This window comes from Flavobacterium sp. CR10, from assembly GCF_055814415.1.
In genome coordinates this window covers 3,865,563-3,878,789 of the sequence record NZ_CP185985.1, presented here as the reverse complement: position 1 = coordinate 3,878,789, position 13,227 = coordinate 3,865,563, and the positions used below count along the sequence as shown (strand labels likewise).

Annotated in this window: 8 protein-coding genes; 7 read left to right on the top strand and 1 reads right to left on the bottom strand. The window is 35.7% G+C overall.

The genetic code is table 11. The features are described from left to right. Positions 1-97 precede the first annotated feature (97 nt). The gene (locus tag ACNRYB_RS16975; RefSeq protein ID WP_473728020.1) at positions 98-943 is read right to left on the bottom strand and encodes an AraC family transcriptional regulator; all 846 of its coding nucleotides are present in this window, start codon (positions 941-943) and stop codon (positions 98-100) included. 179 nt (positions 944-1,122) lie between these two features. On the opposite strand from ACNRYB_RS16975, the gene ACNRYB_RS16970 reads away from it, so the two are divergent. The 7 genes from ACNRYB_RS16970 (at position 1,123) to ACNRYB_RS16940 (ending at position 13,224) form a co-directional block, all read left to right on the top strand. After that, on the top strand, positions 1,123-2,037 hold the full coding sequence (locus ACNRYB_RS16970; RefSeq protein WP_473728019.1) for a dihydrodipicolinate synthase family protein: 915 nt from the start codon (positions 1,123-1,125) through the stop codon (positions 2,035-2,037). Between the two features lie 195 nt (positions 2,038-2,232). Beyond that, positions 2,233-3,816 carry an aldehyde dehydrogenase (NADP(+)) gene (locus ACNRYB_RS16965; protein WP_473728018.1) on the top strand — a complete coding sequence of 528 codons (1,584 nt, stop codon included), beginning with the start codon at positions 2,233-2,235 and terminating at the stop codon, positions 3,814-3,816. A 1-nt stretch (position 3,817) separates the two neighbouring features. Further along, entirely contained in the window at positions 3,818-4,828 is a 1,011-nt protein-coding gene (locus ACNRYB_RS16960; RefSeq protein WP_473728017.1) for a 4-hydroxyproline epimerase, read from the top strand. Positions 4,829-5,071: 243 nt separating this feature from the next. Further along, positions 5,072-6,307: an NAD(P)/FAD-dependent oxidoreductase gene (locus ACNRYB_RS16955; RefSeq protein ID WP_473728016.1), complete on the top strand. Its 1,236-nt coding sequence runs from the start codon at positions 5,072-5,074 to the stop codon at positions 6,305-6,307. Between the two features lie 3 nt (positions 6,308-6,310). Then, positions 6,311-7,609, top strand: coding sequence for an aminopeptidase P N-terminal domain-containing protein (locus ACNRYB_RS16950; RefSeq protein ID WP_473728015.1), 1,299 nt, complete (start codon positions 6,311-6,313; stop codon positions 7,607-7,609). Between the two features lies 1 nt (position 7,610). Next, a complete protein-coding gene (locus tag ACNRYB_RS16945) occupies positions 7,611-9,767 on the top strand; it encodes a S9 family peptidase (protein ID WP_473728014.1) in 2,157 nt (718 codons plus the stop codon). A gap of 250 nt (positions 9,768-10,017) precedes the next feature. Further along, on the top strand, positions 10,018-13,224 hold the full coding sequence (locus ACNRYB_RS16940) for a SusC/RagA family TonB-linked outer membrane protein (protein WP_473728013.1): 3,207 nt from the start codon (positions 10,018-10,020) through the stop codon (positions 13,222-13,224). Positions 13,225-13,227 lie beyond the last annotated feature (3 nt).

The following is a 13,227-nucleotide window of genomic DNA, read 5'->3' as shown; positions in this document are numbered from 1 at the left end:
AGCTGAAATCTGCTAGAATCTGCGTGAAATTTTTTTGCGTTTAGATTTTTCACGCTCCCGATAGCTATCGGAAGCATGAAACATTCGTACTCATGAATTACAAATTCAGTTTTCTATACTGCAAAGGCGAAAGCTGTTTTAATTCCTTAAACTTTCTATTAAAATTGGAAATATTATTAAAACCGCACAATTCGGCAATTTCCAAAACAGAGAGTTCTTCATTATTCGATAATAATTTTGCGGCTCTCTCAATGCGGACTTCAATTAGAAATTGAAAAAAAGACTTGTTGGTCCGGACTTTAAAATACCGGCAAAAGGCATTTTTGGTCATACTGGCAATCGAAGCAATTTCATCAAGCGTGATATTTTTATGGAAATTAGTCATGACATATTCAAACACGATCTGCATTCTTTTTCCTTCGTTATCCGTGATTTTCTTTTGATATAAATAATTGGAAAGCGGAGTATATTCAGATGTGGAGAGCCATTTCATAATATCTAGAAATAATATAAAACGCGTATAGCTGTCAGCTTTTTTCAGCTTTTTAAAATATTTGACAACTTTCTTCGGTGCGTTATGAATAATGAATCCATTTTTGCTGCTTTCTAAGATTGGCTGAATATTTCGAAAAGTAGAAAGCTCAAAAAAATCTTTACCAAACGAATTGAAAGTAAAAAACAAAGTGCGCATTACAGAAATCACATTTTCCTGAACGTCGCTTCTAAAAACATGAGGCAGATTGCTTCCAATTACCAATATATCGCCCTCGCGATATTGCGAAATAGTATCGCCGGCAAAAACGGCTCCTTCTCCTTTTTCTATAAAACTAATTTGAATTTCTTCATGCTGGTGCAGTTTATCATAAAATGATACTTCTATATCTTCTTGATATATAAGGGGATCTTCTCCAGATTTTGGAATTTTAAATGGAAAAACTTTCATATAGTGGTTAGTTAGTTACAATCAAATATATTGCATTTGATCAAAAAAATGATGCTATAATGTTCTGTTTTTTAAGTTTTATTTCTATACAGGGTAATATAGTATCATTTTGTGGTAATTTTTAAAGGGTTAGCTCTCTGGTTTCTAGATAATTTTGGCTTTAATAAAAAATTAAAAATATGAGTATTCAATGGAATGGCGTGATGCCAGCGGTGACCACAAAATTTACCGCAGATGATAAATTAGACTTCAACATGTTCGAAGTTAATATGAAAGCACAATTAGATGCTGGAGTATCGGGAATTATTTTGGGAGGAACTTTAGGAGAAGCCAGCACACTTTTAGAAGAAGAGAAAAGAGAATTAGTAAAACATACCGTTTCGCTAACAGAAAATAAAGTACCTGTAATTATGAACATTGCAGAGCAGTCTACAAAAAATGCCATTTTAGCTGCTAATAAAGCTGAACAAGATGGAGCAAAAGGATTAATGATGCTTCCTCCAATGCGTTATAAAGCGTCTGATTTTGAAACAGTTACTTTTTATAGTGAAGTCGCAAAAAATACGTCACTTCCTATTATGGTTTACAACAATCCAGTTGACTACAAAATTGAAGTTACATTAGATATGTTTGAAGAATTACTGAAATACGATAACATTCAAGCAGTAAAAGAATCAACTAGAGATATTTCTAATGTTACAAGAATGATTAACCGTTTTGGAGATCGTTTAAAAATATTATCAGGAGTTGACACATTAGCATTAGAAAGTCTATTTATGGGGTCTGATGGATGGGTTTCTGGATTAGTTTGCGCTTTCCCTGAAGAAACAGTGGCAATTTACAAATTAGCAAAAGCAGGAAGATCTGACGAAGCTTTGAAAATCTACAGATGGTTCTTGCCTTTATTAGAATTGGATATTAATGCATTTTTGGTTCAGAATATCAAATTGGCAGAGGTTGCAACAGGAATTGGTTCAGAATATGTTCGTGCCCCAAGATTGCCATTGCAAGGAGCAGAACGAGAAAAAGTTCTAGCCATTATCGCTGAAGGATTACGCACCAGACCAACTTTACCAGATTATAAAAATTTATAATAGCATATTTAAAGAGATTGGCTTTGCTTTTTTAGTTTTCAGTCTCGGATTTCAGCTTTCAGTCGCAGTCTCAGTTTTCGGTTTCCATTTACAGTCAGGGTTTTCGGTTACTGTTTTTACTGGGGCTGCGACTGAAAGCAGAGGTTAAAAACAGACTCGAAATAACTGCACTTATTCATTCATAAGACAAAAATCATGATTACAGGAAAAAATTACATAGGAAGCCAGCTAAAAGCAGGCGGTACAAAAACACTAAAGACGTTTAATCCAATATTGAACATAGAAAATCCATGGGTTTTTACAGAGGCAACTCAAGATGAAATTGATGAGGCAGTAACCTTGGCCAATCATGCATTTGCGAGTTATAAAAACTATTCGGGTATAGAAAAAGCTAAATTTTTAAATGCCATTGCTGACGAAATTTTAGCATTAGGAGACGATCTTTTGGTTCAATACTGCACCGAATCGGGTTACCCGAGAGGAAGAGCAGAAGGAGAACGCGGAAGAACAATCGGCCAGTTGAAAGCTTTTGCCGATATGCTTACAGAAGGAAGCTGGGTACAAGCGACAATAGATACTGCAATAATTGACAGACAACCTGCCCCAAAAGAAGACTTACGCAAAATGTTAACACCTTTAGGGCCAATTGTGGTTTTTGGATCAAGTAATTTTCCTTTTGCATTCTCTACAAGCGGAGGAGATACAGCTTCGGCTTTGGCTGCAGGTTGTCCAGTTATTGTAAAAAGTCATTCCATGCATATAGGAACTGGCGAAATGGTGGCCTCAGCAATTATTAAAGCGGCTCAGAAAACTAATATGCCAGAAGGTGTTTTTTCTAACCTTATTGGTGATGGAAGAACGCTTGGAACAAGTTTGGTGAAACATCCATTAGTAAAAGGAGTAGGTTTTACAGGAAGTATTAAAGGCGGACGCGCTTTGTGCGATTTAGCGGCACAGCGTCCAGAACCAATTCCGGTATTTGCCGAAATGGGAAGTATAAATCCAGTAGTATTATTACCTAATGCTTTAAAAATAAATAGCCAAAAATGGGCATCAGCTTATGCAGGTTCGATCACTTTGGGAGCAGGGCAGTTTTGTACAAATCCTGGATTATTATTAGCTTTAAAAGGAGAAGAACTAAATGACTTTGCTGAAAATCTTAATGAGGCAATAGAAAAAATTACGCCAGGCTGTATGCTTCATCCTTCTATTTACGCTGATTTTAATAATGGAATTTCAAAAATAGAAGAGCAGAATGGAGTTTCAAGAATAGCTCAATTTAAAGGTGAAGTAACACCAAATCACGGTGCTTCAACTGTGCTAAAAGTTGATGGAAAAGAATTTTTAAAAAATGCAGTATTGCACAATGAGGTTTTTGGTCCTTTTTCAATTTTAATTGAATGCGAAAATGAAGCAGAATTAATAGAAGTGATTTCTAAGTTGGAGGGACAGCTGACAGGAACAATTATAAGTGAGGAAAACGAAATTGAATCGCATAAAGGAGTAATTGCTGCATTACAGAATCGTGTAGGTCGTTTGATCTATAATGGCGTGCCTACAGGAGTAGAAGTTTGCGCTTCAATGCTTCATGGCGGACCTTATCCTGCATCGTCAGATTCGCGTTATACTGCAGTAGGAATAGATGCGGTTTACAGATGGGTGCGTCCTATTAGTTTTCAGAATTGGCCAGATCATTTGCTGCCAGCTGAATTGCAAAACGAGAATCCGCTGCAGATTGTTCGTACCGTAAATAATAAACTAACACTATCTCAAATATAAAATGGTAAAGAAAACTTTTTTTTGTGTAGATGCTCATACGTGCGGGAATCCAGTTCGGGTTGTTGCTGGCGGTGGGCCAAATCTGCAAGGCAATTCGATGAGCGAAAAACGGCAGCATTTCTTAAAAGAATATGACTGGATTCGTAAAGGATTAATGTTTGAACCTAGAGGCCATGATATGATGAGCGGCAGCATTTTGTATCCGCCAACAAATCCTGAAAATGACTTTGGAATTTTATTTATAGAAACTTCTGGCTGTCTGCCAATGTGTGGCCACGGAACAATTGGAACTATTACAATTGCTGTCGAAGAAGGTTTGGTGACGCCAAAAGTTCCTGGAATTATCAAAATGGAAGCGCCTGCAGGTTTAGTGCATATCGAATATCAGCAGACTGGCAAAAAAGTAGATTGGGTACGTCTGACCAACGTAAAATCATATCTAGCGGCAGAAGGTCTTACGATTGATTGTCCTGAGTTGGGCGAAATTGTTTTTGATGTGGCTTACGGAGGAAATTACTACGCCATTGTAGATCCGCAAAAGAATTTTTCTGGTGTTCAAGATTTTACAGCAAGCAAAATTGTTCAGTATAGCCAAGAAGTGCGCAAAAAGATTAATGAAAAATATCCAGATTATTTCATTCATCCAGAAAATGATACAATTCGAGATGTATCACATATGTTATGGACGGGATCGCCTATAGATTCAACATCGTCTGGCAGAAATGCCGTTTTTTATGGTGACAAAGCAATAGATCGTTCGCCTTGCGGAACAGGAACATCGGCTAGATTGGCACAATTGCACGCTAAAGGAAAATTAAAAAAAGGAGAAGAGTTTATTCACGAAAGTTATATTGGAAGTAAGTTTATTGGAAAAGTGGTAGAAGAAACTTCTATTGGAGATATTCCAGCTATTGTTCCAAGCATTCAAGGCTGGGCAAAAGTGTACGGATATAATACTATTATAATTGATGAAAGCGACGATCCATATGCATTTGGATTTCAGGTTATTTAAAAATCAGTTTATAATATAATTAAGCTGTTGGTCAAATTAAATTATTGTTTTTTTGAATAGCCCGTAGTTTTAACTAGGGGATTTTAGAAATAGTAAATAGGATGGCTTTAGCCAAATTAACGTGGTTGTTGTTGAAGCTAAAACCATCTTTTACAATTTTAATTCTTAATGCAACATATAATTTCATCCAACAGATTTAAAATATAATTAGTAGTTCAAAGAACTCTTAACGAATTAAAATTTATGAAAAAAGTTGCTGTTATTGGCGGTGGAATTATTGGCTTATGTTCAGCTTATTATCTCGCAAAAGAAGGTTACGAAGTAAGCGTATATGATGAGTCAGAAATGGATAATGGCTGTTCGTACGGAAACGCAGGTATGATTGTGCCTTCACATATTATTCCGCTAGCACAGCCCGGAATGATTGCACAAGGAATAAAATGGATGTTTGATAGCCGTAGTCCGTTTTATGTGAAACCGCGTTTAAGCAAAGATTTATTAAGCTGGGGAATGCAGTTTTATAAACATGCCAATTTACGTCACGTAGAAAAAGCAATGCCTGCTTTACGCGATCTTTCTTTATTGAGCAAAGAATTATATCAGGATTTTGCCAAAGAAAATAATTCTTTCTTTTATGAAGAAAAAGGACTTTTGATGCTTTATAAAAGCGATAAAGTAGAAGAAGAAATGTATCACGAAGGCAAAGAAGCAGAACGTCTTGGATTAGAGGTAGATTATCTGTCGAAATCTCAAGTATCACTTTTAGAAAAAGGAACGGCTACCAACGTAATTGGAGGCGTTCATTATAAAAGCGATGCTCATTTGTATCCTCAAAAATTTATGGCTTTCATAAAAGAAGAATTATCTCGTTTAAAAGTCGAAATTCATTCCAAGACAAGTGTTACGGATTTTGTTTTAGAAGGAAATAAAATAGAAAAAATTGTAACCGATAAAGGGCTTTTTAGAGCTGATGAAGTGGTTTTGGCATCAGGATCTTGGAGTCCTTTTTTGGCTAAAAAACTAAATATCTCGATTTCTATTTTACCAGGAAAAGGATACAGTTTTACTTTAAAAGATAAGGCTCAAAAGCCTAGTATTCCGTCTATTTTATGTGAAGGGAAAGTAGCCGTAACTCCAATGTCTAATGATATAAGATTTGGTGGAACTATGGAAATTACACACACCAAGGACAATAAAATAAACGCAAACAGGCTTCAAGGAATTATAAACAGCATCAATGATTTCTATCCAGATATGAAAGTGGAAATGCCAAAAGCAGAAGACACTTGGTTTGGATTCCGCCCATGCACGCCATCTGGAATGCCAATTATTGCCAGAGACAAAAAAGTTGTAAATTTGACCTTAGCAACAGGACACGCCATGATGGGATTAAGTCTCGCACCGGCAACGGGAAAAATTATTACGGAGATTATTTCTGGCAAACCGACCTCTGTTGCTATAGACAGATTCCAAATATAAAATATGAGATACAACCAGATTCCGGTTTCTTTGTTTTTAGAAAACCGAAAAAGATTTACCGAAAAAATGAAGCCAAACAGTTTGGCTATTTTGACTTCAAACGACGTCATGCCTAACAATGCAGACGATGTTATGGGCTTTGCACAAAACAACGATTTGTTTTATCTGTCGGGAATTGATCAGGACGAAACCATTTTGGTGCTTTATCCAGATGCATTTAAAGAAGAAAACAGAGCCATACTTTTTGTTAAAGAGGCAAACGAACATACGCTCATTTGGGATGGTAATTTTTTAACCAAAGAACAAGCAACAGCTATTTCCGGAATCCAGAATGTCAAATGGCTTCACGAATTTGAGAAGAGTTTGCAGCTCTTTGCATTTGAAGCTGATATTTTTTATTTAGGTCACAATGAGCATATCAAAAGGGTAACTGCTGAAATGGAAACCAGGCAAGACCGAATGATTAAATGGTGCAAAGAAAAATATCCATTGCATCAATACGAACGTGCGGCAAAAATAACCCGCGAATTACGCCCAATTAAATCGAATGAAGAAATTGATTTAATCAAAAAAGCAACCGCAATTAGTGTTGAAGGTTTTCATAGAATTTTGAATACTATTCGTCCAAATATAAACGAATACGAGTTAGAAGCCGAACTTTTATATGCAACCGTAAAAAATGGAGGTACAAGACAGGCATTTAAATCAATTGTTGCATCTGGAATAAATGCATGTTCACTGCATTATAACACTAACGATGATGTTTGTAGAGAGAATGAAATGGTGCTTCTTGATTTTGGAAGCTGTTATGCCAATTATAATTCAGATACTACAAGATGTATTCCGGTAAACGGAACTTTCAGCGCTAGACAGAAAGAGGTTTACGAATCTGTTTTGCATTGTTTGAAAGAAGGTTCAAAATTGCTGAAACCTGGAGTTTTATCTAAAGATTACGAACTTCAAATGGCTAAATTAATTGAAGCCGAATTGGTAAAACTGGGATTGATTACAGAAGAGGAAATTAAATCTCAAGATCCAGAAAAACCAGCGTACAAGAAATATTTTATGCATGGAACGGCACATCATTTAGGATTGGATGTTCACGATGTTGGCTTTTATTCACGACCTTTTGAAAAGGGAATGGTGCTTACTTGCGAACCTGGAATTTACATTAGAGAAGAAGCAATAGGTTGCCGTTTGGAAAATGATTACTTGATAACAGAAGACGGAAACATCAACCTGAGTGAAGCACTGCCAATAGAAATTGCCGAAATTGAAAATTTAATTAAAAACAAAAAATAAGATGAAAAAGTATTTGTTGTTTCTTTTGTTTATATGCACTTCTGTTTTTGCACAGAAGATTGATATCAACAATCTAAATTGGTTGCCAAATTCTCATTCGTTTTGGGTGAATAATGATAACAATGTAGTCATTTACGATGTCGATAAGCTGGATAAACAAAACATTATTTTATCAAAAGCACAATTAGCGGCATCTGGATTTAGTGGTGAAATTGAGCAATTGGTCTGGAACGATCTAAAAACAAAAGTATTAGTTTATACAAATTCTAAGAAAGTTTGGAGAGACAACACCCGAGGCGACTATTGGTATTTTGATTTGGCTACAGGAAAAGGAAAACAATTAGGCAAAAACTTGGACGCTTCATCATTAATGTTTGCTAAATTTTCAAGCGATAATGAAAATGTTGCCTATGTTTCAAAACACAATATTTATGTTGAAAATCTGAATTCTGGAAAAATTACACCCATTACAACAGATGGCACAGATAAAATCATCAACGGAACTTTTGATTGGGTTTATGAGGAAGAACTAGCTGCGCGTGATGGATTTAGGTGGAGCCCAGACGGAAAAAGCATTGCTTTTTGGAGAGTAGATGCAACGTCTACCAAATTTCATTATATGATTAATAATACCGATTCGTTGTATCCGACAATTATTCCTGTAGAATATCCAAAAGCAGGAGAAAGACCATCTTCGGTTAAAATCGGAATTGTGAATATTGATTCTTTGCAAACCAATTGGCTAAACATTCCGGGAGAGCCAGATAATAATTATTTGGTTCGAATGAAATGGATTAATAACGAGTCTGTTATGGTGATTCAGTTAAACCGAAACCAGAATCAGGTAACGATGTACGATTGCAATCCAAAATCGGGTGCGGCAAGAGTAATTTATAAAGAAGAGTCAAATTCTTGGATAGATGTTTTTGATATTTCTTCAGGACTATATGATACTTTTCCATGTCAGTTTGTGGATAATGGAAAATCCTTTTTATGGAGTTCTGATGCCGACGGATGGATGCATATCTATAAAATAAGTTTGGACGGAAAATCAAAAGAATTAATAACCAAAACTAATTTTGATGCTTATTATAAAGCCTATAACGAAAAAACAAAAACAATCTATTTCATAGCCAGCCCAGAAGATGCCACACAGCGTTATTTATATGAAACGAATTTGAACTCTAAAAAGACAAAAAGAGTAACACCAGCTATTTTTGAAGGTTCAAACCGATATATCTTTTCTACTGACGCAGCTTACGCTCAGCATACCAATGCAAGCATTTCGAGAGATTATAATCAGAGATTGATCGCTTTGTCTGGACATCAAAAGATTTATCCAAAAGAAGCAGATGTTTTTTCTGCTCCTCATAGAGATTATTCGTTAGAAAAATTTAAAGTGAAAACAGTTGATGGCATTGATATTGACGGAATCATGGCAAAGCCATTAGATTTTGATGCTTCAAAAAAATATCCAGTTTTCTTTTATGTGTATGGAGAACCAATGGCTACGGTTGCCAATGACAGACCATATTTTAATGAATTTATCGCTGCTTTAATTCCAAAAGGATACATCGGAATTGCTATGGATAACAGAGGAACTCCTGCAATGAAAGGAACACAGTGGAGAAAATCAATTTATAAAAATATCGGAATTATCAATACGCACGATCAGGCAATGGCGGCTAAAGAAGTTCTAAAATGGGATTTTATTGATGCCGATCGTGTAGCAATTCACGGTTGGAGTGGCGGTGGAGCTGTAACTTTAAATTTAATGTTTCAATACCCAGATATTTATAAAACGGGAATTGCGATTGCAGCAGTAACAGATCAGCATTTTTATGATAACATTTATACAGAACGTTATATGGGATTGCCTGAGGAAAATGAAGCAACTTATATTCAGGCTTCTCCTGTAACTCATGCTAAGAACTTAAAAGGAAATCTGCTTTATATTCATGGTACAGGCGATGATAATGTACACTATAAAAATGCAGAAGTCCTAATCAACGAGTTGGTGAAGTACGATAAAATGTTTGATTTAATGATTTATCCAAACCGTTCGCATAGCATTGATGAAGGCGAAGGAACCTCACAACATTTAATGGATACTTTTGTGAGATATACAGAAAAAAATTGCCCGCCAGGAGCGAAATAAAAAAAGTAATATATTATAAAAAGAGGAGAATTTCAACTTGATGAAATTCTCCTCTTTTTTTTTTAGGCTTTCTGATTTTGATTTGAGTTAATTGTTTGATTTTGAAATCTTTTCTAAAAGATAATATGGTAATTGTGCGATTGCGAAATTGTTATTTATAGGGTAATATAATCAGGTTTTTCGGTAATATATTATCATAATAATTATCTAAAAAGCAAAATATTTGCCACATTAATTATAAAACCATTTTATGAAATTGAAGATTAATTTTAGAAAAATTGCAGTACTCTTTTTTGTACTGTTGACTAAACTGACTTTTGCCCAAGATCGGGTTGTGTCGGGAATTGTTTCAGATGAGAATGGAGTTCCGCTGCCAGGCGTTGGTGTCTTGGTTAAAGGAACTCAGAATGGCTCTCAAACTGATTTTGATGGAAAATATTCAATAAAAGCTGATGCAAATGCTGTGCTTGTGTTTAGTTTTATTGGAATGCAGACTAAAGAAGTTCAAGCACGCGATAAAAACGTAAACGTAAAAATGTCTGCAGGTTCTACACAATTGCAGGAAATCGTAGTTACAGCATTAGGACTTAAGAGAGAGAAAAAATCTTTGGGTTATGCTACACAAGAAATAAATGGAGATCAGCTAACTAAAATAAATACTGGTAACGTTTCGAATAATATTTCAGGAAAAATTGCTGGAGTTGAAATCAGAAGAAATAACAATATTGGCGGTTCTACCAATGTTGTCATTCGTGGTACTACTTCATTAACGGGAAACAATCAAGCTTTATGGGTTGTTGACGGAATTGTATTGAATAATGATAATACCAATTCGGCAGATCAAAAATCGGGAGGAAACGTAGGAGGTTACGATTACGGAAATGCCGCTTCAGATATTAACCCTGATGATATAGAAACGATGAACGTTTTAAAAGGTGCGGCTGCAACCGCATTATATGGTTCTAGAGCATCAAACGGTGTTATCATTGTAACGCTTAAAAAAGGAAGCAAAACAAAAGGCGGATTAGGATTTGATTTTAGTTCTGGTGTAAATGTTGGAGTTGTAGACAAGAAAACTTTACCAGAATATCAAAACCAATATGGGGGAGGTTATGGCGATTTTTATGGTACAGTTGATTTAGGCAGTGGAGTTCATCCTTACACGGCTACTGATGATGCAGCTTGGGGACCAAAATTTGATCCTTCATTGTTGGTTTACAACTGGAATTCGTTTTATCCAGAATTGCCAACTTATGGAAAAGCGACGCCTTACACCGCTGTAAAAAACAATCCAAATAGTTTTTATCAAAACAGTTTAACATATATCAATAGTATCGCTTTTTCGGCAGCAAATGATCAGGGAGACTTTAGATTTGGTTATACGAATTACAATCAACAGCAGGGGATTCTTCCTAATAGCAACAACAGAAAAGACAATTTTAATTTTTCTGGAAGTTATAAAGTTACACCTAAAACGAGAATTTCAACTTCAGCCAATTATTTGACTTCTAATGCCATTGGAATGAACGAAACAGGATACGGAGATGGAGGAAATAACTATTTGAGCAGCGTAAGACAATGGTATACGACTAATGCTGATTTTGGAGATCTAAAAGAAGCTTACGAAATAACAGGTAAAAACACAACATGGAACGTTGGTTCTCCAGACAATTTAGCAGTTCAGTTTCACGACAATCCTTATTTTCAGCGTTATAATAACTACAATTCATTAAAAAGAGATCGCTTCTTCGGTAATGTTGTGGTAAAAACAGAAGTTACCAATTGGTTTGATATCATGGGACGCGGTGCAGTAGATTTTTACCATCAATTGCAGGAAGAGCGTATTGCTGTAGGTTCTAAAAGAACACCAAATGCTCTTGGCCAATATTCTAGATATGATAAAAATTTCCGCGAAATCAATTTAGATTTAGTATTGAATTTCAAAACAGCCATCACAGACGGAATCAATTTTAATGGTATGTTAGGAGGAAACACGAGACGTTCTGTTAATAATTCTATCTACGCGGTAACAAATGGCGGATTGGTTGTGCCGGGGATTTATGCCTTGACCAACTCAATTGATCCAATTAACAGTCCTGACGAGATGCAGCAGACATTGGGAACCAATAGTGTTTATGGTATGGCAAGTTTTAATTTCTTAGATACTTATTTTCTTGAAGGAACTTATAGAATAGATCAATCATCTACTTTGCCAAAAGATAATGATACCTATTCTTACCCATCGATTACAGCGACTTATATTTTTAGCAATCATATTAAAGCAGATTGGCTTTCATTTGGTAAACTGCGTTTGAATTATGCTGAAACAGGAAACGATGCTCCGTTTGCGGTAACTTCTACGCTTTATCCTAAAAATACCAATTTTGGGCCAGGGGGAATCCGTTTTTCTACAGATAACAGCAGAAGCAATTCTGATTTAAAAAGTGAGTTGACCAAAGGAGTTGAGGCAGGTCTTGAACTTAAGTTTTTCAAAAATAGGTTAGGCGTTGATTTTTCATATTATAAAACTAACACAACGAACCAGATTCTTTCTATAGAAACTCCAACACAAACAGGATATACAAGAGCTTGGATTAATGGTGGAGATGTTCAAAATAAAGGATTTGAGGTTACAGTAAATGCTACTCCTATAAAAACTAAAGATTTCTCATGGCAAGCTACAGTAAACTGGTCAACCAATAAAAATGAAGTAATCTCTTTAGGAGGAGCGAGTCAGATTTCGTTAGGATCATTCCAAGGAGTAAACTATGTGGCTGAAGTTGGTAAGCCAGTAGGGCAGTTGGTTGGTTCTGGTTTTACTTATTTAAATGGAGAAAAAGTAATTCGTTCTAATGGAAGATATCTGCAAAGTGCAGGAGTTGTCATCGGAAATGTAGCTCCAGATTGGATTGGCGGTTTCAATAACGTTTTAACGTACAAAAACCTTTCTTTCAATTTCTTAATTGATGTGAAAAAAGGTGGAGATGTATATTCTCTAGATCAGCAATACGGACATACGACGGGAATCTACGAAAGTACGGTAAGCAATAACCATAATGGAGTTCCTCAGCGTGAACCAGTTGCTCAAGGCGGTGGTATATTGTTGGACGGTGTAAAACAAGACGGAACGCCAAATAATGTAACAGCTAGTGTAACGGGAACTGATGGATATTATTTTTATAATTCTATGCCACAGCAGCAATATGTATATGATGCGTCTTATGTAAAGCTTCGCGAAATAGGTTTGAGCTATAAACTGCCAAAAAGATTTATAGAAAATACCTTTATCAGCAATATGGTTTTTGCTTTAAACGGAAGCAATCTTTGGATCATTCACAAAAACCTGCCTTATGCAGATCCTGAGGCAGGAGCATCTTCGGGTAATTTACAAGGTTTCCAGACTGGAGTACTTCCAACTACAAAGGAGTACAGTTTTACCATGAAAGTTCAATTCTAAAAA